The 22,545-nt window shown below is 52.5% G+C and carries 20 protein-coding genes and 1 pseudogene; 10 read left to right on the top strand and 11 right to left on the bottom strand.

The annotated features are described in order from the left end of the window. The first annotated feature begins 30 nt into the window (after positions 1 to 30). Entirely contained in the window at positions 31 to 1,326 is a 1,296-nt protein-coding gene (locus tag CKV66_RS03175; RefSeq protein ID WP_085363370.1) for a valine--pyruvate transaminase, read from the top strand. A 1,106-nt stretch (positions 1,327 to 2,432) separates the two neighbouring features. Here the strand turns inward: CKV66_RS03175 and tfpZ are convergent. The 4 genes from tfpZ to CKV66_RS03155 all read right to left on the bottom strand — a co-directional run bounded on the left by tfpZ (position 2,433) and on the right by CKV66_RS03155 (position 6,159). Next, the gene (tfpZ, locus tag CKV66_RS03170; RefSeq protein WP_085363369.1) at positions 2,433 to 3,176 is read right to left on the bottom strand and encodes a TfpX/TfpZ family type IV pilin accessory protein; all 744 of its coding nucleotides are present in this window, start codon (positions 3,174 to 3,176) and stop codon (positions 2,433 to 2,435) included. A gap of 37 nt (positions 3,177 to 3,213) precedes the next feature. Beyond that, on the bottom strand, positions 3,214 to 3,699 hold the full coding sequence (locus tag CKV66_RS03165; RefSeq protein ID WP_085363368.1) for a pilin: 486 nt from the start codon (positions 3,697 to 3,699) through the stop codon (positions 3,214 to 3,216). A gap of 139 nt (positions 3,700 to 3,838) precedes the next feature. After that, the gene (locus CKV66_RS03160; RefSeq protein WP_085363367.1) at positions 3,839 to 4,345 is read right to left on the bottom strand and encodes a pilin; all 507 of its coding nucleotides are present in this window, start codon (positions 4,343 to 4,345) and stop codon (positions 3,839 to 3,841) included. 542 nt (positions 4,346 to 4,887) lie between these two features. Further along, positions 4,888 to 6,159, bottom strand: a complete 1,272-nt coding sequence (locus CKV66_RS03155; protein WP_085363366.1) for an O-acetylhomoserine aminocarboxypropyltransferase/cysteine synthase family protein — start codon at positions 6,157 to 6,159, stop codon at positions 4,888 to 4,890. Between the two features lie 320 nt (positions 6,160 to 6,479). On the opposite strand from CKV66_RS03155, the gene CKV66_RS03150 reads away from it, so the two are divergent. The 7 genes from CKV66_RS03150 (at position 6,480) to CKV66_RS03125 (ending at position 12,056) form a co-directional block, all read left to right on the top strand. Further along, positions 6,480 to 7,535 (top strand): NAD(+)/NADH kinase, encoded by a 1,056-nt coding sequence (locus tag CKV66_RS03150; protein ID WP_085363365.1) that lies wholly within the window; start codon positions 6,480 to 6,482, stop codon positions 7,533 to 7,535. Between the two features lie 5 nt (positions 7,536 to 7,540). Next, the gene (locus CKV66_RS12110) at positions 7,541 to 7,708 is read left to right on the top strand and encodes a hypothetical protein (protein WP_157739144.1); all 168 of its coding nucleotides are present in this window, start codon (positions 7,541 to 7,543) and stop codon (positions 7,706 to 7,708) included. Between the two features lie 54 nt (positions 7,709 to 7,762). Then, on the top strand, positions 7,763 to 8,743 hold the full coding sequence (locus CKV66_RS03145; RefSeq protein WP_085363364.1) for a thiamine pyrophosphate-dependent dehydrogenase E1 component subunit alpha: 981 nt from the start codon (positions 7,763 to 7,765) through the stop codon (positions 8,741 to 8,743). Positions 8,744 to 8,770: 27 nt separating this feature from the next. Then, entirely contained in the window at positions 8,771 to 9,790 is a 1,020-nt protein-coding gene (locus tag CKV66_RS03140) for an alpha-ketoacid dehydrogenase subunit beta (RefSeq protein ID WP_085363363.1), read from the top strand. Positions 9,791 to 9,955: 165 nt separating this feature from the next. Beyond that, the gene (locus tag CKV66_RS03135) at positions 9,956 to 10,273 is read left to right on the top strand and encodes a biotin/lipoyl-containing protein (RefSeq protein ID WP_085363362.1); all 318 of its coding nucleotides are present in this window, start codon (positions 9,956 to 9,958) and stop codon (positions 10,271 to 10,273) included. A 187-nt stretch (positions 10,274 to 10,460) separates the two neighbouring features. After that, positions 10,461 to 11,243 carry an acetoin reductase gene (locus CKV66_RS03130; RefSeq protein WP_085363361.1) on the top strand — a complete coding sequence of 261 codons (783 nt, stop codon included), beginning with the start codon at positions 10,461 to 10,463 and terminating at the stop codon, positions 11,241 to 11,243. Positions 11,244 to 11,339: 96 nt separating this feature from the next. Beyond that, positions 11,340 to 12,056: a lipoyl protein ligase domain-containing protein gene (locus CKV66_RS03125; protein WP_085363360.1), complete on the top strand. Its 717-nt coding sequence runs from the start codon at positions 11,340 to 11,342 to the stop codon at positions 12,054 to 12,056. Between the two features lie 127 nt (positions 12,057 to 12,183). On the opposite strand, the gene CKV66_RS03120 is transcribed toward CKV66_RS03125, so the two are convergent. After that, positions 12,184 to 12,978: a thymidylate synthase gene (locus tag CKV66_RS03120; protein ID WP_085363359.1), complete on the bottom strand. Its 795-nt coding sequence runs from the start codon at positions 12,976 to 12,978 to the stop codon at positions 12,184 to 12,186. Between the two features lie 479 nt (positions 12,979 to 13,457). Between CKV66_RS03120 and gdhA the strand changes: the two genes are divergently transcribed. Then, positions 13,458 to 14,801 (top strand): NADP-specific glutamate dehydrogenase, encoded by a 1,344-nt coding sequence (gene gdhA, locus CKV66_RS03115; RefSeq protein ID WP_085363358.1) that lies wholly within the window; start codon positions 13,458 to 13,460, stop codon positions 14,799 to 14,801. Between the two features lie 49 nt (positions 14,802 to 14,850). Here gdhA and CKV66_RS12475 read toward each other — a convergent pair. From CKV66_RS12475 to CKV66_RS12850, 3 genes and pseudogenes are all read right to left on the bottom strand, one after another. Then, positions 14,851 to 14,981, bottom strand: a pseudogene (locus CKV66_RS12475) (lipoprotein signal peptidase). 113 nt (positions 14,982 to 15,094) lie between these two features. Next, positions 15,095 to 16,183 carry a class I SAM-dependent methyltransferase gene (locus CKV66_RS03105; protein ID WP_085363357.1) on the bottom strand — a complete coding sequence of 363 codons (1,089 nt, stop codon included), beginning with the start codon at positions 16,181 to 16,183 and terminating at the stop codon, positions 15,095 to 15,097. Between the two features lie 388 nt (positions 16,184 to 16,571). Further along, the gene (locus CKV66_RS12850) at positions 16,572 to 16,700 is read right to left on the bottom strand and encodes a lipoprotein signal peptidase (RefSeq protein WP_085363356.1); all 129 of its coding nucleotides are present in this window, start codon (positions 16,698 to 16,700) and stop codon (positions 16,572 to 16,574) included. Between the two features lie 82 nt (positions 16,701 to 16,782). Between CKV66_RS12850 and CKV66_RS03095 the strand changes: the two genes are divergently transcribed. Continuing rightward, positions 16,783 to 17,604 carry a hypothetical protein gene (locus tag CKV66_RS03095; RefSeq protein WP_085363355.1) on the top strand — a complete coding sequence of 274 codons (822 nt, stop codon included), beginning with the start codon at positions 16,783 to 16,785 and terminating at the stop codon, positions 17,602 to 17,604. A 241-nt stretch (positions 17,605 to 17,845) separates the two neighbouring features. Here CKV66_RS03095 and rmuC read toward each other — a convergent pair whose 3' ends face one another. From rmuC to CKV66_RS03080, 3 genes are all read right to left on the bottom strand, one after another. Further along, positions 17,846 to 19,441 (bottom strand): DNA recombination protein RmuC, encoded by a 1,596-nt coding sequence (gene rmuC, locus CKV66_RS03090; RefSeq protein ID WP_085363354.1) that lies wholly within the window; start codon positions 19,439 to 19,441, stop codon positions 17,846 to 17,848. An 89-nt stretch (positions 19,442 to 19,530) separates the two neighbouring features. Further along, positions 19,531 to 21,438 (bottom strand): arginine decarboxylase, encoded by a 1,908-nt coding sequence (speA, locus tag CKV66_RS03085; RefSeq protein WP_085363353.1) that lies wholly within the window; start codon positions 21,436 to 21,438, stop codon positions 19,531 to 19,533. Between the two features lie 219 nt (positions 21,439 to 21,657). Beyond that, positions 21,658 to 22,320, bottom strand: a complete 663-nt coding sequence (locus tag CKV66_RS03080) for an ArsR/SmtB family transcription factor (protein ID WP_085363352.1) — start codon at positions 22,318 to 22,320, stop codon at positions 21,658 to 21,660. Positions 22,321 to 22,545 lie beyond the last annotated feature (225 nt).

The following is a 22,545-nucleotide window of genomic DNA, read 5'->3' as shown; positions in this document are numbered from 1 at the left end:
TTTTTATTTCGATATAAAAAGGAACCCGCCATGCAATTCTCCGCTTTCGGCCAAAAATTCACCCGCAACAGCGGCATCCTGCAATTGATGGATGATTTGGGCAAAGCGCTCAACAGCGACAAGCCCGTCAACATGCTCGGCGGCGGCAACCCTGCGCGTATCGGCGACATCAACCGCGTTTACAAGCAAGTGCTGCAAGAATTGGTCGATAACGAAGTCGCCGTAGAAAGCATCGGCAACTACTCCACTCCGCAGGGCGATGCGGCGTTTATCGACACGCTGGTCGAGTTTTTCAACCGCGAATACGGCTGGGGCATCACCGCCGACAACATCGTCTTAACCAACGGCTCGCAAAACGCCTTTTTCTATCTCTTCAATCTCTTCGGCGGACGCTTCGACAAAAACGGCGGCAGCACCGACAAATCCATCCTGCTACCGCTCGCGCCCGAATACATCGGCTATGCCGATGCGCATGTAGAAGGCAAACATTTCATCTCCGTCGCACCGCACATCGAAGAAGTCGAACACGAAGGCGAGAGCGGCTTCTACAAATACCGCGTCGATTTCGAAGCACTGGAAAACCTGCCCGAACTGAAAGCCGGCAAAATCGGCGCCATCTGCTGCTCGCGCCCCACCAACCCCACCGGCAACGTTCTCACCGACGACGAAATGGCGCGCCTCGACAAGCTGGCCCAAGCCCACGGCATTCCGCTGATTATCGACAACGCCTACGGCATGCCCTTCCCCAACATCATTTACAGCAAAGCCACGCTGACTTGGCACGACAACATCATCCTCTGCTTCAGCCTCTCTAAAATCGGCCTGCCCGGCGTGCGTACCGGCATCATCGTCGCCAGCCCCGAAGTCGTGAAAGCCGTTACCGCCCTAAATGCGATTGTGAACCTCGCCCCCACCCGCTTCGGTGCCGCCGTCGCCACTCCGCTGCTGCGCGACGGCCGTCTGAAAACCCTCTCCGATACCGTGGTGCAGCCGTTTTACCGCAAGCAGGCCGCCCTTGCCGTGTCGCTGCTGAAAAAAGAGCTGGCCGGCTATCCGATGAAAATCCACAAACCCGAAGGCGCGATTTTCCTGTGGCTGTGGTTTGAAGGGCTGCCGGTTTCCTCGCAAACCCTCTACGAACGCCTGAAAGCCGCCGGCACGCTGATTATTCCGAGCGAACACTTCTTCGTCGGCCTCGACACCACAAATTACCGCCATGCCCACGAATGTATCCGCATGAGCATCGCCCAAGACAAAGAAACCCTGCGCAAAGGCATCGCCGCCATCGGCGAAACCGTGCGGGCGGTTTACGACGAAGCGCGTTGAGGTTTTGCAATGCAGCTTTAACGAATATTGAGAAGCATGAATGAGGCCGTCTGAAAACCCGTTGTAAGGTTTTCAGACGGCCTGTTGTATGCGGCTTTTCTGTTCGCTATATAGAATAACCATGTAGGGCGGGCATCCTTGCCCGCCGTTTCGGGCTGCTTACAGAAACTGGAAATAAGCTATTCAAAAAACGAAAGGCCGTCTGAATCTGTTTGAAAACTCATCAACAACCATGTAGGGCGGGCATCCTTGCCCGCCGGTTCGGGCTGCTTACAGAAACTGGAAATAAGCTATTCAAAAGACGAAAGGCCGTCTGAAACTGCTTGTAATCATCAACCAATTTTCAGACGGCCTCTCTTATTTATGTTGGAATATCCCTGCCTGTCTCTTACTTGGTTTGAATCATCAAATAAACGGCGGGCAGGGATGCCCGCCTTACGCGTGATGGATGTTCGAGGCGAAACGGTTTGTTTTAGAACGGAGTGAAACATCATCTGATTTTGCACACGGGCACATAGCCCCAATAATTTTGAATGCAAAAGCAGAGGCCGTCTGAAAAAGTTTGGTAGAAGTTTTTCAGACGGCCTCTTCACAGGTAGGGCGGGCATCCCTGCCCGCCGTTGCGAGTTGTTTACAGGAAACAGCAAACAAAATATCCAAAAGATGAAAGGCCGTCTGAATCCGTTTGAAAACTCATCAACCAATTTTCAGACGGCCTCTCTTATTTGTGTTGGAATATCCCTGCCTGCCTTTTACTTGGTTTGAATCATCAAGCAGTTGCGGCGGGCAAGGATGCCCGCCCTTATATCTTCCCAACCGTGTGGACAAAGCGCATTATCCATAACCCACCATGCCCGCATCCCGAATCATCACACATACCAACCTGCAAACATTCCCGATTTCCCACGCATTCCCTAAAATCACACACGGGCGGATATGTAATCCGCCCCTACGAAAGTGCGGTTATTTTCAAACGGCATCGCGGGTAAATACGGAATGTGCAATTGTTTTTTTTCAAACGGCCTTAATTAATACTGGATATTAAGTACCGCGAACTTGCTACGGACTATATCTCCAGCATAAGTTGCGTTTGTTTTGCCAACCCATTACCAAGGACGTAAATCGACAATCTGCTTCCATGTAGGATCTTTGCTGTTAATGAGCACCGCCATATCATAACCTTTTGATTTTAAGGGAAGGTAATAATCAGCCTCCGCAAACCGACCCAAAACAGCATCCACCTTTTGCTTATCATTGTATTTTTTTAAAACCGTTACAGGATGCGCTTTCTGCATCCAAGCCATTGAATCTGCATTCTCTATAGAGCGATAAAATCTTGGAGATTGAGCAACAGAATACATCCCGCCACTCATTCCTTCCTCAAGCAATACCTGATTTTGAACCTCAACACTTTCCCTCTCTAACGCCACCTTTACCCATTTCGGTTCCATCCATGAAGCAGTTTGATATTCAGGCAATGCTTTGTTTATTTCCCTATCATCAATCTCGTTCAACCGTATCAACTCGAAACGGTCTTTATTGAATGCAATCCACGCAGGCCTGCCTTCTGCAATACTGTAAAAACCATAGGCAAACGCACAAAATTGAATCAACACAATAACCGACAAATCGAATTTCAGCGTTTTTTTACCCTCTTTATAAACAAGCAAGGAAAAGAAAGGACCAATCAACACATCAATAGCCAGCAGCATAAAAAAGATTTTGGCCAAGCCAGCAGCTTTAAATAAAGGTGCCGGATACCAAAACAGGGTAACCAGCACCGTAACCAAACATGCCAAGATAAAAGAGACTGCCAAATGGCCTAAAAAATAACGTACACGTTTAGACATTTTATCCCCTTGGTTAAATAATTTTTCAGACTGCCTTTTAACGGCAACTTGCCGGCAAGTATAAGGCTGCTATGCCATTTTCTTCAGGCACAGCACATTTCCACGCTCTCACCTCTTTTGCCGTAGCCCTCACAAAATCAGCCGCCACCGCCGGTGTCGTCATCGCAGCATCAGTGTAAGGAATCAGTTCCACTTTATTGTTTGTGTCAAGCCCCGGGATGTTATGAAGTAGAGCCGTAATTTTACCGTTGCTGTCGGTATCAATATCAACCGTAAATGTTGTAGCTCCATAATTGCCGCAATTAAAACCATTTGCCGCAGTAACAGTACTCATAAAGCCGGTTTGCGATGCTTCTGTAACTGCCTCTTTACAATTTGCCATGGCGAGAATAGCCTCAGAGACTTTGGCACGGATTGTGTAGGCTTGGTAAGTAGACAGTGCCAGTGCAGCCAAAATAGCAATAATTGCCACTACAACCATAAGCTCAATCAAAGTAAACCCTTGAGTATTGTTTGTTTTCATTATCAAATCTGCTATTCCCAAATGGCTGTTTATTCAAAAAAAATATTACAGACAACCTGAATCAAATTTTAAGATTAAAGAAAACCCTGCCTTGTTAAGGGCAGGGCTTCTGCAACATCTTGATTACTTAAATTAAAAATTAACGGCAAGATGAAGGAAGGTATTTAGATTCAATACCGTTGCTGGTCCTACCCGACCCGGCTATAGGAGCCGTACATTTCCATGCTTTAATACCGCCGTTAACCAAGCTGGCACGATTAAAGTCTGCAGCAGCAAAAGCTTGTGTACCCGCAGCATCTTTATAAGGTGTCAAAGTCAAAACATTTTTGGTACCAAGCTGGCTGATGTTTTGCGCAGTTACCGTAATCACACCTGTATCGGCAGTGGTAACAGATGCCACATATTGAGAAGTCGTTTCATTCTCGCCGCAACCAAAGCCGTTAGCTTTTGCATTACCCAAAAAACCTGTTTGTGCAGCTTCACTAATTGCAGTACGGCACTGAGATGCTGCCAATACCACTTCAGATACTTTTGCACGGGCAGTGTAATCTTGGTACATCGGCAGAGCAACTGCTGCCAAAATACCGATAATCGCTACAACGATCATCAACTCGATCAAAGTAAAACCTTTTTGCATTGCTTTCATGTTTAAAACTCCAGTTTAAAAAAATCAAAATTTAAGAATAAAGTGAGTAACTTGTTTGTATCGTTATATACCGTAATGTGTTTGGCACGGTGTCTTTTTGTTTACTGCTTGGTTACAACTACGAAAAAGAAAGGAATGTATTTTCTGCTGCGGGCTGCTTCGCTTTGGATTTTCGGCACTGCCTTTTGCAGATGTTATGTATTAAGCAATGCTTGTGCCAAATTTGATAATTTTTGAAAAATAAATTTTATATTATTGATTTTTATATATTTTAATTTTATGTTTTAGTCATTTTATGATTAATTCATTATGCTTTTTAGATTTTTAATTGTAAAAAATCTGACATTTTTTGTCGTTTTTATGCCCGAATGCGGAAGGCGGAGGTTTATTATTTTGTCATGTGACGTTTTTTGTCGGGATGTAACGCGGTAGAGGTGGAAACCGTTTTGACAGCCTTTGCAATTCGCGTAAAACCCAAAGGCCGTCTGAAAACCCGCATAGCTCGTTTTCAGACGGCCTTTGTTCATACTTCGGCAGAAGGTTTATTTAGCAGCCGCCAAAGCCTGTTCCAAATCAGCCAGCAAATCGTCGATATGTTCGATACCGATAGACAAGCGCACCATGTCTTCGCTCACGCCTGCTTGTGCCAATTCTTCGGCATTCAATTGGCGGTGGGTGGTGCTGGCGGGGTGGGTGGCCAATGATTTGGCGTCGCCGATGTTGACCAAGCGGGTGAACAGTTGCAGCGCGTCGATAAACTTGCCGCCGGCTTCGATGCCGCCTTTGATGCCGAAGCTGAGCAGGCCGGAGGCTTTGCCGGCGAAGTCGCGCTCAATCAGGGCTTTGTAGGGGCTGTCGGCCAAGCCGGGGTAGTTTACCCAATTCACCTGCGGGTGTTTTTGCAGAAATTCGGCCACTTTCAGCGCGTTGTCGCTGTGGCGTTCCATACGCAGCGCTAGTGTTTCAAGACCTTGCAGGATTAAAAATACGTTCATCGGGCTGATGGCGGCACCGGTGTTGCGCAGCGGCACGACGCGGGCGCGAGCGATGTAGGCGGCGGGGCCGAAGTGTTCGCTGTAATTAACGCCGTGATAAGACACGTCGGGTGTGGTCAATACTTTGAAGCGGTCGCCTTTGGTCCAGTCGAATTTGCCGCCGTCGATAATCGCGCCGCCGATGCTGGTGCCGTGGCCGCCGATGTATTTGGTGAGGGATTCCACCACGATGTCGGCACCCAGCTCAATCGGGCGGCACAAGGCGGGCGAAGCGACGGTGTTGTCCACTACCAAAGGCAAACCTTGCGCGTGTGCGGCTTCGGCGAAGGCGCGCAGGTCAACCACATTGATGGCGGGGTTGCCGATGCTTTCGCAGTAAACCAGTTTGGTGCGCGCGTCGGTGTTGGCGGCGATTTCTTCGGGCTTGGCCGGGTCGATAAAGCGCACTTCGATGCCTTGTTTGGGCAGGGTGTGGGCAAACAGATTGAAGGTGCCGCCGTAAAGGGTTTTGGTGGCGATGATGTTGTCGCCCGCTTCGGCGATGGTTTGGATGGCGTAGGTAATCGCCGCCATGCCGCTGGCCACGCACAAGGCGGCGATACCGCCTTCAATGGCGGCCAAACGCTCTTCCAAAACGGCGGTAGTGGGGTTCATGATGCGGGTGTAGATGTTGCCGGCCACGTTGAGGTTAAACAAATCAGCGCCGTGTTGAGTGTTGTCAAACGCGTAGCTGGTGGTTTGGTAAATCGGCACGGCGGCGGCTTTGGTGGTGGGTTCGGGCTTGTAGCCGGCGTGAATGGCTTGGGTTTCGAGTTTCATATTTGCTCCGTTGTGTTGTGCGAATGCTTAAACCCGCTATTGTACATGATGAAGAATGGCTAAGGCTGTCTGAAAGTGAGCGCAGTGAGCTTCGCTAAAACGGGCTTGCGGGTTTCGCTGAAACATAGCGATAAGGGCGGACGTCACATCTGTCACATTTCGATTGTCACACAGGCTTGGTGTTACTGTCACATCAGGCCGTCTGAAACGTTTTCAAAATCAATCTTTCTTTTAAAATCATTTGGTTACTTTTTAATTTGCTTGTAGGCACGCGGTTTGCTGTGTTGGTAATAACAGCAAGTGCTGCAAGGAGAAACATTATGTCTGCCACCACCCGCGTCGGCATCATCGCCAACCCCGTTTCCGCACGCGATATCCGCCGGATTATTTCCCATGCGGCGGGGCTGTCGCTGGGCGAACGTGTGAATATGCTGGTGCGTATTTTGTCCGCGCTGGCGGCGTGCCGCGTCGATGAAGTGTTGCTGATGCCGGAAATGGAAGGTTTGCGCATGCTGCTGGAGCGTCGGCTGCCGGCGGTGATGAGCGAATTGGATTATCCGCTGCCGCGCCTGCGCTGGGTGGACATGACGGTGAACAACGACACCAACGACTCGGTGGCAGCCGCTGAAATCATGCGTGAAGAAGGTGTGTCGGCCATTTTGGTGCTGGGCGGCGACGGTACGCACCGCGCGGTGATGAAAGGCTGCGGCTGCGTTCCCATCGCAGGTATTTCCACCGGCACCAACAATGCGTTTCCGCCGATGCGCGAAGTGACCGTCACTGCTTGGGCGGTGGGTTTGTATGCCACGGAAAACGTGCCGCGTGAAGAGGCTTTGCGGTCAAACAAATGCCTGCACATCTGCAAATACGACGCCTCGGGCAAGGAAGTGCTGCACGAAATCGCGCTCATCGACGCCGCCGTATTAAACGAAGGCATTCTCGGCGCAAAAGCCATCAGTGAAACAGACACGCTGCGCACGTTTATCACCACGCAGGCGTCGATTGAAGCCGTGGGGCTGTCGGCGGTGGCAGCGGTGTTGCAGCCGGTAGGCCGTTACGAAACGGGCGGGCTGCTGGTGGAACTGGTGCCGTCGTACGGCCCGCACGCGGCAGGCAAAGCGTTTACCGTACAGGCCGTACTCACACCCGGCATGATCGAAAACATCAACATTGCCGCCTACCGCCGCTTCTACGCAGACGAAGAATACCGCCTGAGCGGGCAAACCGGCTTGGTGGCGCTGGACGGCGAGCGCGAAATAGCGTTCCGCGAAGACGAAACCATCGCCATCACTTTGCAGGAAGAGGCGTTTTACACGCTGGACGTACCTGCCGTGCTGGAATATGTGAGCGCTCAAAGGCGCAAACGGCATGGATAGGACGGGTGTCCTTGCCCGTCAGCCATGCCGAAGGCCGTCTGAAAAAATCGACAAATAACCTCCACTCGCAAAAAACCAACGGCAGGCAGGGATGCCCGCCCTACGGAAAACGGCAAGCCCGCGAAGCCGTTCATAAAACACAACCGAAAGGCCGTCTGAAAACGCATATATAGGACGGGCATCCTTGCCCGCCGCCCTCTAAAAACCGTTGAACAAGGAGAAAACCCATGAGCATCAAACTGCCTTTGGATAAAGACCAACTGCTCGAAGTGTACCGCCGCATGAAAACGATACGCGAGTTTGAAGAGCGGCTGCATATCGACTTCTCGCGCGGCGACATTCCCGGCTTCGTGCATCTGTATGCCGGCGAAGAGGCCACCGGCGTGGGCGTGATTTTCCACCTGAACGACGACGACCGCATCGCCAGCACCCACCGCGGCCACGGCCACTGCATCGCCAAAGGCGTGGACGTGATCGGCATGATGAAAGAAATCTACGGCAAACGCGACGGGCTTTGCAAAGGCAAAGGCGGCTCGATGCACATTGCCGATTTGTCGAAAGGCATGATGGGCGCCAACGGTATTGTCGGTGCCGGTGCGCCGCTGGCCTGCGGTGCTGCGCTGGCCGCCAAATTTCAGGGCAAAGGCGGCGTGGCCGTTACCTTCTGCGGCGACGGCGCAGCCAATCAAGGCACGGTGCTGGAAAGCCTGAACTTAGCGGCCATTTGGAATCTACCGGTGATTTTCGTGATTGAAAACAACGGCTACGCCGAATCTACTTCACGCGACTACGGTACCGCTGCCAACAGTTTCGCCGACCGCGGCGTCGGTTTCGGCATCCCCGGCGTGGTGGTGGACGGCAACGACTTCTTCGCCGTGTACGAAGCCGCCGGCGAAGTGATCCGCCGCGCCCGCAACGGCGGCGGCCCCGCGCTGCTGGAATGCAAAACCAACCGTTTCTTCGGCCACTTTGAAGGCGACGCGCAAACCTACCGCCCTAAAGGCGAAGTGGACAACCTGCGCGCCAACCACGACTGCCTGAAAATCTTCCGCCGCCGCGTAACCGAAGCAGGCGTACTTACCGATGCCGAACTCGATGCCGTCGACCAAGAAGTGCATGAGCTAATCGAACGCTCGGTACAAGAAGCCAAAGCTGCACCTGCGCCGAATCCGGAAGATTTGCTGACAGATGTTTATGTAAGCTATTGAAAACGATAAAAACAGGAGAAACAGATTATGTCCCGCCAATTAACCATGAAATTAGCGATTAACGAAGCTATCGACCAAGAAATGAGCCGCGACCCCACCGTGATTATGATGGGTGAAGACATTGTCGGCGGTGCAGGCGCCAGCGGCGAACGCGACGCTTGGGGCGGCGTACTCGGCCTATCCAAAGGGCTGTATGCCAAACACGGCGACCGCCTTATCGACACGCCGCTTTCCGAAGCCGCCTATGTCGGTGCAGCCATCGGCGCCGCTACCTGCGGCCTGCGTCCGATTGCCGAATTGATGTTTATCGACTTTATGGGCGTGTGCTTCGACCAAATCCTTAACCAAGCTGCCAAGTTCCGCTATATGTTCGGCGGCAAAGCCGAAACGCCCGTCGTGATCCGCGCCATGGTCGGCGGCGGTTTCAGCGCAGCGGCGCAGCACAGCCAAATGCTCACGCCCATGTTTACTCATGTGCCGGGCTTGAAAGTCGTGTGTCCGTCCAACCCTTATGACGCCAAAGGCTTGTTGGTACAGTCTATCCGCGACAACGACCCCGTGATTTTCTGCGAACACAAAAGCCTGTATGCCGTTAAAGGCGACGTGCCGGAAGAGCTGTATGCCATCCCCTTCGGCCAAGCCAACATCGTGCGCGAAGGTAAAGACGCCACCATCGTTACCTACGGCATGATGGTTCAGCGCAGTATGGACGCCGCCAAAGCGCTGGAAAAAGAAGGCATCGAAGCAGAAGTTATCGACTTGCGTACCCTTTCGCCGCTCGATATCGACACCGTATTGAAATCGGTGGAAAAAACCGGCCGCTTAGTGGTGGTGGACGAAGCCAGCCCCCGTTGCAATATCGCCACCGACATTTCCGCCCAAGTGTGCCAGCAAATCTTCGGCGCACTCAAATCCGGCATCGAAATGGTGTCGCCGCCGCACACGCCCGTGCCGTTTTCCAACGTACTGGAAAAACTCTACCTGCCCGGCGGCAAGCAAATCGCCGAAGCCGTTCGCAAAACATTAGGAAAGGTTGAGGCCGTCTGAAAGCGAATGTGGAGAGCTTCGCCAAAGCGGGCTTGTCAGTTTTGCCAGAACACCATCGGCAAACTGCCCGACAAAAGGCGGGCAAAAACGCCTGCCTTTTGAAACCATAACAGCCCCCTCTGAAACGTTTTCAGACGGCATTCACAATAAACAAAGGAGACAACCATGAGTAACATCAAACCCGTCATCATCCCCAAATGGGGTCTGACCATGGAAGAAGGCACCATCAACGAATGGCTGATTGAAGTCGGCACACCCGTGAGCGTAGGCATGGAAATCCTCAACATCGACACCGACAAACTCACCAACGCCGTCGAAGCCACCGACTCGGGCGTATTGCGGCGCATCCTCCACGGCGCAGGCGAAACCCTGCCGGTGAAAACCCTGATCGGCATCCTCGCCGATGCCGACACCCCCGAAGCCGACATCGACGCCTTTATCGCCAACTGGGTGCCGCCGTCTGCCGACGAAGTGGATGAATAAGGCCGGTTTCACGCAAGTACATTCATTACAGCCCGAAGCCCGACAACCGCATCCCCCGCTTCGAGTGGGGGATGAATAGAAAACCACAGGCTCACTTTACCAAGCAGGCCATCCGCTTTTTCAGACGGCCTGTTTCAACAAGCAAAGATATTGTTCAAATCAGTATTGGAAAACAAGGAGAAACACCATGCCCCAACAAAAAACCGCAGTCATTACCGGCTCTGCCGACGGTCTGGGCAAAGGCATTGCCGAACGCCTTGCCCGAGACGGCTTTAATATCGTCTTATCCGATATCGACGGCAATAAACTCGCCCAAACCGAGCAAGCGTTCAAAAACCGTAATCAGCCCGTTGCTTCGTTCAAAGGCGACGTGTCGAAACGGGCAGATCAGTTTGCACTCGTCCAGCATGCCGTCGATACTTTCGGGCGGGTTGACGTGTTTATCAACAACGCCGGCATTGAAGAAGTGTTGCCGCTGCTGGACGTTACCGAAGCCGATTTCGACCGCGTGTTCAACATCAACGTCAAAGGCGTACTCTACGGCATGCAGGCCGCAGCGGAACAAATGAAAAAGCAAGACAGCAGCCGCGTGTATAAAATCATCAACGCATGCAGCATTGCCGGTCACGAATCATTCGATCTTTTGGGCGTGTATTGCGCCAGCAAATTCTCCGTGCGCGCCCTCACCATCGCCGCCGCCAAAGAACTGGCCAAACACAACATCACGGTCAACGGCTACTGTCCCGGTGTTGCCGGCACCAAAATGTGGGATCGCATCGACGCCGAAATGGGCAAGCACCTCGGCCTCAAGCCCGGTGAGGCATTTGAAAAATTCTCGGCAGGCATCCTGATGGGGCGCACCCAACTACCTGAAGATGTCGCCTCGCTGGTACATTATCTGGCTTCGGAAGACTCCGACTACATGACCGGCCAATCCCTGATTATCGATGGCGGCATGGTGTTCCGTTAATACAGAAAGAGGCCGTCTGAAACGCAATATAGTTCAGACGGCCTTATCTTTTTCTTTTACTATCTAAACCTTACCCACCCCGCCGGAGCTTCGCCCATGCCGCTGATTCCGCCCTGTGTGTTTTACCCCGAACACCGCTTCGATCTTTCTACCCGCAGCTGGGCCGACAACGAACGCGCTTTGTTGGCAGCCGTCGGTGGGCCGTCTGAAAGCATGGCGCTGATACACGAAGGCAGCGACGGCATCGTTGTGCCGCGCAGTTATCAGCAAGGCCGTCCGAACTTTCAGACGGCCTGTGAAATCCTGTCCGGCGAGGGCTTGGCCGTACATGTGCGCCTGTCGGGCGGCGGCGTGGTGCCGCAAGCCGCCGGCGTGATCAACCTGCATTTGGGCTATACCGCCGACACACCCAATCCCTTACCGGCTGCGGAAGCGCATTATCAAGCTTTGTGCGACCTGCTCTCGGAATTACTGCGCCACTTCGGCATCGCCGCCACCGCCCAAGCCGTAGAGGGTTCGTTTTGCGACGGACGCTTCAACCTTGCCGTCAACGGCCGCAAAATTGCCGGAACCGCCCAACATTGGCAACGCGACAAAAGCGCGGAAAACCGCTACCGCGTCCTTTCCCACGCCGTTATCCTCGCCGCCGACCCGCATTTGCTTACCGACCGCGCCAACCGTTTTGAAGCGGCTATCGGCAGCACCGTCCGCTACCGAGCCGACAAAACCGCGTCGATTTCAGAATTGTCCGGCGCAAGCGGCACCGAAGTAGCCGCCCGACTGCGCCGCCTGCTCGGTCATAACTTTTCGTGAGCTTGATTGAACGGACTGCTTCGACAAAACCTATCTGCATACTTAAAAAGCAATGAGGCCGTCTGAAAGCAAAACTCACTACATTCGCTTTCAGACGGCCTCATTACATGAATCAATACAGATAAGGCTAAACTGCCACGGCAGCTTTGATATGCGGATGCGGGTCGTAATCCACCAGCTCGAAGTCTTCAAATTTAAAGTCAAACAAATCTTTCACTTCGGGATTCAGCTTCATCTGCGGCAACGGGCGCGGGTCGCGGGTCAGTTGCAACTCGGCTTGCTCAAAATGGTTGCTGTACAAATGGGCATCGCCGAACGAATGGATAAACTCTCCTGCTTCCAAACCGCACACTTGAGCCATCATCATGGTCAGCAAGGCGTAGCTGGCGATGTTGAACGGCACGCCCAAGAAGATGTCGGCGCTGCGCTGATACAGCTGGCACGACAGTTTGCCGTCGGCCACATAAAATTGAAACAGCGCATGACACGGAGGCAAAGCCATATCGTCCACCAGCGCGGGGTTCCATGCCGACACAATCAGGCGGCGGCTGTCGGGGTTGGTTTTGATTTGGCGCACCACATTGGCGATTTGGTCGATATGTCTGCCGTCGGGTGCAGGCCAAGAACGCCATTGGTAGCCGTACACCGGGCCTAAATCGCCGTTTTCGTCCGCCCATTCGTCCCAAATGGAAACGTTATTGTCTTTCAGATACTTGATATTGGTATCGCCTTTTAAGAACCACAAAAGCTCGTGAATAATCGAGCGCAGATGCAGTTTTTTCGTGGTTAGCAGCGGAAAGCCTTGGCTTAAATCAAAACGCATTTGATAACCGAATATGGAGCGCGTGCCGATGCCGGTGCGGTCGGATTTATCGGTGCCGTGTTCCAAAACATGGCGCATGAGGTCTTGATAGGCTTTCATGGGATTCCTTAATGATAGAGCTGAGTGTTTTCAGACGGCCTGATCATACTGATTCAGCCGTGAGTGCCGGGCATTTGCCGAACTGCTGCTTTAAAAGGCTGATTCGGCGTTTCTTACAGCCAACGTGAAGCGGCGATTGTACACCAATCGCACACCCAACGCGAAAACCCGCCCGATGCCGATGCCAAGGTTTTCAGACGGCCTTAAGCGGCAGCACCGCCCGCCGCAAAAATATCGGATTTCAATAATCGCGTTTATTTAAATTGGCATATAAAACCAAAATAAAAATAAAATTTAAAACTATATTCTTAAAAACATATTTTTTTAAACAAAACGTTTAAAAACAAAAAATATAAAAAAAATAATGTCAACAATTTTACAAATTTTTTCTTGGCAAATACACTGAAGAAGTTTATATTAGCAGCAAATAAATTTTCTTAACTGTATCTATTTTAAACCACTACTTTCGGAGAACTTTCATGTCAGTCAATCTGAACAATCTGTTTGAAAAAATCAAACAGCGCGACCCCAACCAGCCCGTGTTTCACCAAGCTGTCGAAGAAGTGTTCGGCAGCCTTGCTCCCTTCCTTGCCAAAAACCCCAAATACACCGAGCACGGCCTGCTGGAGCGCATCGTTGAGCCTGAGCGCGTGATTATGTTCCGCGTGTCTTGGGTGGACGACAAAGGACAGGTTCAAGTCAATCGCGGCTATCGCGTACAAATGAACTCCGCCATCGGCCCCTACAAAGGCGGCCTGCGCTTCCACCCCACCGTGGACTTGGGCGTGCTGAAATTCTTGGCGTTTGAACAAGTATTCAAAAACGCCCTGACCACCCTACCCATGGGCGGCGGCAAAGGCGGCTCCGACTTCGACCCCAAAGGCAAGAGCGACGGCGAAGTGATGCGCTTCTGCCAAGCATTCATGACCGAGCTTTACCGCCACATCGGTGCCGATACCGACGTACCTGCGGGCGACATCGGCGTGGGCGGCCGTGAAATCGGCTACCTGTTCGGCCAATACAAACGCCTGCGCAACGAATTTACTTCTGTGCTAACCGGTAAAGGCCTGCCCTACGGCGGCAGCTTGATCCGCCCCGAAGCCACCGGCTACGGCACCGTTTACTTCGCCGACAGCATGCTGAAAACCAAAGGCAACAGCATGGCGGCCAAAAAAGTGTTGATTTCCGGCTCGGGCAACGTAGCGCAATACGCCGCTGAAAAATGTATCCAATTGGGTGCGAAAGTGCTGACCGTTTCCGATTCCAACGGCTTTGTACTCTTTCCCGACAGCGGCATGACCGAAGCCCAACTGACCGCCTTGATCGAACTGAAAGAAGTGCGCCGCGAACGCTTGTCGGTGTATGCAAAAGAGCAAGGTTTGGAATACTTTGAAGGCAAAAAACCGTGGAGCGTGCCTTGCGACGTGGCTCTGCCTTGCGCGACTCAAAACGAGCTGGACGAAAACGATGCGAAAGCCCTGTTGTCCAACGGCTGCTTCTGCGTTGCTGAAGGTGCCAACATGCCTTCTACTCTGGGCGCGGTTGAAGCTTTTGTTCACGCCAAGATTCTGTATGCTCCGGGCAAAGCGTCCAACGCCGGCGGCGTAGCCACTTCCGGCTTGGAGATGAGCCAAAACCACATCCGCCTCTCTTGGGAGCGCGAAAAAGTTGACCAACGCTTGTTCGGCATCATGGAAAACATCCACGAAAACTGCATGGCCAACGGCACCGAAGAAGGCGGCTACGTTAACTATGTGAACGGCGCGAACATTGCTGGCTTCAAGAAAGTGGCCGAAGCTATGTTGGCTCAAGGCGTGGTGTAAGGTTTAGCCGATTATTGCTGTAAAGATTAAAGGCCGTCTGAAAATATTTTCAGACGGCCTGAGACCTTTGTAAAACCCTCAGATGTGGATGCAGTTCAAGGCGTAGCAGCGCAGCGAGTGCAGACATATCACACGATAGGCAAACGAGCGAGCAGCGCACAACGCAGAAATGCGCCGCAGATGGGGGGTTTACAAAGGTCTCGGCCTTTCGCATGGTATGAATAAATTTTATCCGCATAGACTTGCTATATTTTGTCTATGCGGATGATCAAACGGCACTGCCGCGTTATCCCTTACGCTTTTTTGCGGCAACGCAAGATGCTGTGTCCGCGGCCTAATTTGTCGTGTATTTCCACCACCTGCAATCCGGCGTTTTCCACACAGCGGATCATATCTTCGGAATGGTAGATTTTGCTGTTGCCGTTGGCCATGGCGGTGAAGTAAATGCTGGTTTGCGTCAGGCAGTATGCCGCGGTTTCATATTTCTGCCTGTCCCAAAACGGCTCCATGATATAGAGGTCGGTATCGTCACCCATAGAACGCGCGGCGCGGCTCAGGATGCTGGTTACCTCTTCCTCGGAGAAGCAATCGAGAAACTGGCTCATCCAAATGGCGTCAAAACCCGTGGGGAACGGCACTTCGGGGTCCAACAGATTGGCGGGATGGCCGTGAATACGCTCTTCGCCCAACTTGCCGGCCACCGCTTTGCGCATCAAGCCGATTTGCTGGGGCAAGTCCATAATCGTCACTTCCACGTCCTGATCATAGCCCACACACTGCACCGCCCAGCGGCCGGTATTGCCGCCGACATCCAGCAGCTTTTTCACCGGGCGGGCAAACACAATCGCCAGCGCTTCGGCAAACGAGCTATCCGAATAATAATGGTCAAACGCAAACCATTTTTCCTGTGTGATAGCAGGCAGTTGCGACAAACCTTCGTAAATCGTCGGCCAGCTGCCGAACACTTTCAAACCTTCGGGCTTGCCGTTGAGCAAAGTGGCTTCCAAATCAAACAAACCTTGATAGCAAACCTCGTGCACAAAATCCATGTTCACGCGTGCCATCGGGTCTTTGATTAAAAACCAGCCCGCTTTAGAAATAAGATAACGGTCATCTTGAGTCAGCACCGTGCCGATGGTCAGCGAAGACTCCAGCAACACCTGCGCCGCATAACGGCTCAAACCGGCACTTTCGGCAATTTCGTCGAGCGTCATGCCGTCCTGCTTGTCGTTGAGGCGGTCTAAAATGCCGAATTTCACCATCAGGCGCGACACTTGGAACACAACCGGAGCAAAGGCAATCTCTTGTGCCAAACGCTGTGCATCACCGGCGGAAAGCTGCTCGGTGGAATATCGTTTTTCTAAAGCAGGAAATAATTTCATAATGTGTCAGATAAGATAAGTATAAAGTGGTATCCAATGGCAAGGAATTGCCGCATTGAGGCCGTCTGAAAACGAGCTTGCGGGTTTCGCTAAACATTTCAGACGGCCTCAAACCTTATAAACAGGTTTAGCGCGGTGATTATAACATTCTTATCGTGAAAAACAGCTTGGAAAACGGTTACTTCGCTGCCCGCTGCCGCATTTTCCGCACGACCGAAACCAGCGGAAAAGCCGCTGTTCGCAGCATGATTTATATACGTTCTTCCCGATTTTCATCCGCATAAATCATTCCGCCTGCACCGCTTTGCAAAGACCGATAATATTCCACCGCAATAATCAAACCGGCCAAAACCTTATCCTGCCGCACCATTCAGACGGCCAGAGACTTTTACAAAACCCTCAGATGTGGATGCAGTTCAAGGCGTAGCAGCACAGCGAGTGCAGACATATCATATAGATAGGCAAACGATCGAGCAGCGCACAAGGCAGAAATGCGCCGCAGATGGGAGCTTTGCAAAGGTCTCGGCCTGCCTGCCACGGCTCAAAATAAGGTTGCCCTGTTTATCACCAACAAACCCGCTGAACAAAGGAATACTGATATGAAAAAAATTCTGCTGCCGGTTTTGGCTGCCCTGGCACTCGGCGCCTGCCAAACCATTCCGACCAACAATGACGTATTTGCGACAAACCACACCGTTTCCCTGCCGCAGACGGAAGCCGAGTTCCTGAAACGCACCGCCCACCTGCAACAGGCTGCAAAAGGCCAAAGCGTGAAAGAAATCATTTATTTTGATGAAAATTTCGACCTCAGCGAAACCCCGGTAGATAAGGGCTATTTCCGCAAATCTTACGGCCTGCAAAGCAACGGCCTTTATTTGGCGCAAGACTTTTTTGCCGACGGCCGCAAGCAAACCGATTTATTTTATGTAACCAATGCCAACTATCCGGATTCCGCACACGCGCGCGGTCATTTGTCTATCTATAACGATCAAGGCAAGCTCTCCAGCGTTCAATATGTGATCTCCGACAGCCGTTACAGCCGCATCGATTTTTGCAAAAACGGCGAACTGTGCGCCGAGCAGCATTTCACCGAAAACACCGAAAAAGAAGCGCTGTACCTCAACGGCAAAAAGATAGACGAATGGCTGGTAACCAGAAAAAGCACCGGCACCGAATCCAGCAGAAAATTATGGTACCCCAACGGCAAACAGGCTTATTACGGCCTCACTACGGTGGACTATGAAGAAGGCCAAGACAGCAAAGAGGAATACTGGCTGGAAGACGGCACTTCGACAGGCGATAAAAAGCCCGACAGCGAAGCATTCCGTTCATTGGAAAACACCATTGTCGATATCGAGCGCCAAGCTTACGACCGCCAGCCGATGGAAACCACCGACGAAAACTCGGAAACTGCCAACTGAAGCACTGCCCGCCAGCGAAACCGATAACACAACAGCCGCCTGTATTCGCACAGGCGGCTGTTTCTGTTTCATGCTGATTCCAAAACCATCTGCGGGCGGGATAGACAATCTGAAACCTTTGCAAAACCCACAAAGCTCGTTTTGGCGAAGCTCTCTACATTCACTTGAGCGAAACCCGCAAGATCGCTTTCAGACGGCCTCAAGCTGTTATCTGAATTTCGCCAAAGTATCTTCTTAACCTTTATTCCCCGTTGCCTTCAGGTAATTCCAATGCTCCGCTGTCGGCTTTTTCCGCCAGATTTTTTTCAAGCTGCTTGGAGGCTTTCACGCCCAGTTTGCGCAGTTTCTCGGCGCGGTTCACCAAATTGCCGCGGCCTTCGGAAAGCTGTTTGAACGCGGCTTGATACTGGCTTTGCGCCTGCTCGATGTTTTTGCCGACGCTTTCCAGCGTGGTTACGAAGCCGACGAATTTGTCGTACAGCTTGCCGCCTTCTTCGGCGATGGCGATGGCGTTTTGGTTTTGCTGCTCGTTGCGCCAAATATTCGCCACCGTGCGCAGCGTCGCCAGCAGCGTGCTGGGGCCGACGGGCATGATGCGTTTGTCGAAGCACTCTTGAAACAGGTTGTCGTCGTGCTGCAAAGCCAACAGGTAGGCGGGTTCGACGGGGATGAACATAAATACGAAATCAAGCGTGTTTACGCCTTCGATATGGCTGTATTGCTTGAGCGACAGGCTCTTGATGTGGTTGCGGACGCTGGCGGCGTGGGCGGCGAGTGCGCGTTCGGCCTCTTCGGGCGTTTGCGCCTGCGTGTAGCGCACATAGGCAGTGAGCGATACTTTGCTGTCTATGATGATTTGCTTGTTGTCGGGCAGGTTGACCAGCACGTCGGGTTGCAGGCGGCGGGTGCTGCCGTCTTCTTCGTGGCGCACGGAGGCCGCTTGAACAATATATTCTCGCCCTTTCACCAAGCCTGAATTTTCGAGCACGGTTTCCAGAATCATCTCTCCCCAGTTGCCCTGCGTTTTGTTTTGCACGCCGGTGAGCGCATCGGTGAGGGCTTTGGCATCGGTGTGAAGCTGGGTGTTGAGGGTTTGCAGGCGTTTGAGTTCGTTCTCAAGCGTGAGCCGCTCTTTGGCTTCTTTTTCGTAAGTGCTTTGCACCAGCTCGCTGAATTTGCCCATGCGCTCGTTGAGCGGGGTGAGCAGGCGGTTGATGTTTTCGGTGTTGTGTTCGGTAAAGCGTTTGGTTTTTTCTTCGAGAATGTTGTTGGCGAGATTTTGGAATTGGTCGGTTAAGCTTTGGCGTGCTTCGGCCAGCAGAGCGAGTTTTTCTTCCGAGGCAAGGCGTTCCTGCTCGATTTGGGTATGCAGCCTTTCGTTGCGCACTTTCAAATCGGCCACGGTTTGCTGCAATTGAGCATAATCTTCTTTCAGACGGCCTAATTCGCTTTCACGCGCCTGCAAGCCTTCGATGTGCTGTTTGGCGGCGGCAAAGCGGCTGTGGATTTCCTGCACTTCAGCCTGTAAATCCTGCGCGTGGCGGCGGCTTTGCGCCAGCTCTTTTTGCAGCGGCTCGATCTGGCTGCTGCGGGTTTCGGCGGCGGCAAGGGCGGTTTGGGCCGTCTGAAACTGCTGTTGCAGGGCATCAAGCGCGTTTTCCGCCTCGGCCTGCTCTTGCGCGGCGAATTGGTATTGCTGGGTGCGTTCGGCAAGCTGGCTGTTCAAGCGGTTTTGCTCGGCCTGATGTTTGTTGCGCAGGATCAGCCAAGTGATGAGGATGCCGAGAAAGGCGGCGGCAAGGGCGGTGAGGATAAGGTAAAGCGTAGATGTGTCCATGATGTAACAGGCCGTCTGAAAATGATAAAGCGCGTGCACTATATCATGTTTCAGACGGCCTGTTTCAGACGGCTCGAGACCTTTGCTTATCAGTCTTCTGCATCTTCCGGATCGGTACTCAAATAGCTGCTTTGCTTGAGCGCGTGCATAAATTCGGCGGTAAACAGTTTGCGCTCGGTCGATTTAAGCTGCGCCCAGCGGGTTTTTTCTTCAAAACGGTTAATCACTTCGCCGGTGGAAAGATGCACATAGTGGAGCATGTCTTCAATGGTGTCATGCTCTTCCATGCCGCCGAATTCTATATTGCCGTTGTCGCGCACATACACGTTTACCGAATCGGTATCGCCGAAAAGGTTGTGCATATCGCCGAGAATTTCCTGATACGCCCCCACCATAAACACGCCTAAAACATACGGCTCGCCGTGTTTCAAATCATGCACGCTCATGCTCGATTCGATGCTTTGCTGATCGACATATTGGCTGATTTTGCCGTCTGAATCGCAGGTTAAGTCTTGCAGCACGGCGCGGCGCGTGGGGCGTTCGTTCAAGCGGTGCAGCGGCATAATCGGCAGCACTTGGCCGATGGCCCATGTGTCGGGCAGGCTTTGGAACACGCTGAAATTGCAGAAATATTTGTCGGCCAGCTTATCGGTAAGGTCGTCGTACACCTGCCGTTGCGAACGTCTGCCCGCCTGAAGCTGGTTTTTCAAACGGCGGCACAACACGGCATGAAGCTGCTCGGCCAAGGCTTTTTCTTTCAGCGGCACTTTGCCTTCGAGATATTGCTCGGTGACTTCGGTGAGATAATGGCCGACGCGGTAATAGGTTTCGGTTACCATTTCGCTGTCGTTGGTATCCAGCAGCGTAATCAGCTTTTTGGTGGCAAACGACAAGTTATCCGGATCGGCAATTTCCGGCACTTGCTCGGGCAGCCGTTCCACATCGGTTACATTCATCACCAGCACCGCATGATGCGCCGTCATCGCGCGGCCGGATTCGGAGAAAATATGCGGATGCGGCATATTGTGTTCGTTGCAATATTCGGCCAGCATCGACACAATCACATGCGAATATTCGCCCATATCGTAGTTGATGGAGCTGGCATTGCGCGAGTGCGTGCCGTCGTAGTCCACACCCAAACCGCCGCCCACGTCCACATACTCAATCGGCAGCCCCAGCCCGCGCAGTTCGGCAAAATAACGCACCGCTTCTTTAAAGCCCATGCGGTAATCGGCAATATTGGAAATTTGCGAACCCATATGGAAGTGCATCAGCTTCACATTGTCGGCCAAACCTGCCGCCGTGAGTTTTTCCACCGCCGAAATCAGTTGCGCGGCAGAAAGGCCGAATTTGCCTTTTTCACCGCCCGTGTCGGCCCATTTGCTCGACGAGAGCGACGACAAACGCACGCGCAGGCCGATATTGGCTTTGATGCCCAGATTTTTCGATTCCTGAATCACCAAATCCACTTCCGACTCTTTTTCAATCACGATAAACACTTCATGACCGAGCCGCTGGCCGATGAGCGCAAGGCGGATGAAATCGCGGTCTTTATAACCGTTGCACACAATCGTGCCACCCTTGGGCGCAAACGCCAGCACAATCATCAATTCCGGTTTGGAACCGGCCTCCAAACCGATCGACACCTGATCGTTTTTCGGCACGATGATGTTTTTCACCACCGATTCCTGCTGGTTGACCTTAATCGGATAAATCGCCGTATATTTGCCCTGATACTCGTTTTTACGGATGGAACGGTTAAACGCCGTACACAGCCGCGCCACACGGTCTTGCAGAATATCGGGAAAGCGAAACAGCATCGGCAAATCCTGCCCGCGCTCGTTGAGCTGCGCCACCAAGCCGTATAAATCGACTTCGGTGTCGCTGTTGTTGTTAGGTTTGACCATCACATGACCGTTTTCGCCCACCGAAAAATAACCGTCGCCCCAATGGCGGATACCGTAAAGCGACGCGCTGTCTGCTGCCGACCAAGACATATTCTGTGTCCTCAAAAACAGGGTTGATAAACGGCGTGCATCATAGCACAAGCGGTCAGGGCGGCGGGGAAAATCGAAACTAAGCCTTTGAAAATAATTATTTGTACTGGCGGCACTGCATGGCCGCTTTTATCGAACATGACAAGAGGCCGTCTGAAAACATTTTCAGACGGCCTCTTGATATATAAAGCAACTGCTTTATCCACCTGCTATTTCCCATCAAACCCGCTCCCGCAGTTTCGCCAAATACAACTTGCCGCTTTCCGTCAGCCTTAACGCGCGCACTTCGTGAGCGGGCTGTTCGATATAGCCGCGCACGGCAAAGGCGGCCATCATTTCGTGCCCCAACCAGCCTGCGATGTGGTAGGTTTTTTCCGTCCAATCCAAGCAGGCATGGGTGTGCGGCGGGTAGTTGGCGGCGTTGATCTCGAGCGTATCCAGCCATGCCATGCCTGCGGGGGTTACTTCGTAATGTTCGTTGGCGCCGTCCAATATCACCAAACCGGCTTCGCACAAGCTTTGGCTGATGCTTACCGCCATTTCGCCCGCCATGTGCCCGTAGCAGATGCGCAGTTTTTGGTGCGGCTGCTCGACACGGCTTTTGCCTTTGTCGGCGAGCAAGGCGAGTTTCTGCAAGATGTCCATCACGCGCGGGCTGCCGATGCGGTAGAGGCGGTTTTTGCCCTCTGCTTCCATTTCCACCAAACCGCCGCGACGGAGTTTGTCTAAATGCACGCTGGCCGTCTGAACGGTAATGCCGGCGATTTCTGCCAATTCGGTTACGTTCAGGCGGTCGCGTCCCAACAGGGCGTCCAGCATCAGCGCGCGGCTGGGGTGGCCGATCAAATGGGCGGTGTGGGCGAAATGGTGGGCTAACGACATGATGCGGTTCCTTACAATGGCGGGGCAACAATACGGTCAATCAACTTAAAAACAGTACACTCGTCATACTCGGGCTTGACCCGAGTATCGCCTAAATTTGCTGAAACTCAAGACACTCGGGTCAAGCCCGAGTATGACGGCTTTGTTACTAAACTGCGGATTAACTATATACATTATGCCTTTCGCAGCATACCTTTCATTTCGCTTGCGGGCGAAATATGGCGG

The organism is Neisseria zoodegmatis (genome assembly GCF_900187305.1).
GTDB lineage: Bacteria > Pseudomonadota > Gammaproteobacteria > Burkholderiales > Neisseriaceae > Neisseria > Neisseria zoodegmatis.
This window is presented reverse-complemented; position numbering and strand designations above follow the sequence as displayed.

Excerpts from the sequence above, each read along its gene's own strand:
- CKV66_RS03135 (WP_085363362.1), top strand. The coding sequence starts at position 9,956 with ATGAGTAACATCAAACCCGTCATCATCCCCAAATGGGGTCTGACCATG.
- CKV66_RS03095 (WP_085363355.1), top strand. The coding sequence starts at position 16,783 with ATGAAAAAAATTCTGCTGCCGGTTTTGGCTGCCCTGGCACTCGGCGCC.
- CKV66_RS03165 (WP_085363368.1), bottom strand. The coding sequence starts at position 3,699 with ATGAAAACAAACAATACTCAAGGGTTTACTTTGATTGAGCTTATGGTT.
- CKV66_RS03140 (WP_085363363.1), top strand. The coding sequence starts at position 8,771 with ATGTCCCGCCAATTAACCATGAAATTAGCGATTAACGAAGCTATCGAC.
- CKV66_RS03160 (WP_085363367.1), bottom strand. The coding sequence starts at position 4,345 with ATGAAAGCAATGCAAAAAGGTTTTACTTTGATCGAGTTGATGATCGTT.
- CKV66_RS03080 (WP_085363352.1), bottom strand. The coding sequence starts at position 22,320 with ATGTCGTTAGCCCACCATTTCGCCCACACCGCCCATTTGATCGGCCAC.
- rmuC (WP_085363354.1), bottom strand. The coding sequence starts at position 19,441 with ATGGACACATCTACGCTTTACCTTATCCTCACCGCCCTTGCCGCCGCC.
- tfpZ (WP_085363369.1), bottom strand. The coding sequence starts at position 3,176 with ATGTCTAAACGTGTACGTTATTTTTTAGGCCATTTGGCAGTCTCTTTT.
- CKV66_RS03120 (WP_085363359.1), bottom strand. The coding sequence starts at position 12,978 with ATGAAAGCCTATCAAGACCTCATGCGCCATGTTTTGGAACACGGCACC.
- gdhA (WP_085363358.1), top strand. The coding sequence starts at position 13,458 with ATGTCAGTCAATCTGAACAATCTGTTTGAAAAAATCAAACAGCGCGAC.
- speA (WP_085363353.1), bottom strand. The coding sequence starts at position 21,438 with ATGTCTTGGTCGGCAGCAGACAGCGCGTCGCTTTACGGTATCCGCCAT.
- CKV66_RS03175 (WP_085363370.1), top strand. The coding sequence starts at position 31 with ATGCAATTCTCCGCTTTCGGCCAAAAATTCACCCGCAACAGCGGCATC.
- CKV66_RS03125 (WP_085363360.1), top strand. The coding sequence starts at position 11,340 with ATGCCGCTGATTCCGCCCTGTGTGTTTTACCCCGAACACCGCTTCGAT.
- CKV66_RS03145 (WP_085363364.1), top strand. The coding sequence starts at position 7,763 with ATGAGCATCAAACTGCCTTTGGATAAAGACCAACTGCTCGAAGTGTAC.
- CKV66_RS03105 (WP_085363357.1), bottom strand. The coding sequence starts at position 16,183 with ATGAAATTATTTCCTGCTTTAGAAAAACGATATTCCACCGAGCAGCTT.
- CKV66_RS03150 (WP_085363365.1), top strand. The coding sequence starts at position 6,480 with ATGTCTGCCACCACCCGCGTCGGCATCATCGCCAACCCCGTTTCCGCA.
- CKV66_RS03155 (WP_085363366.1), bottom strand. The coding sequence starts at position 6,159 with ATGAAACTCGAAACCCAAGCCATTCACGCCGGCTACAAGCCCGAACCC.
- CKV66_RS03130 (WP_085363361.1), top strand. The coding sequence starts at position 10,461 with ATGCCCCAACAAAAAACCGCAGTCATTACCGGCTCTGCCGACGGTCTG.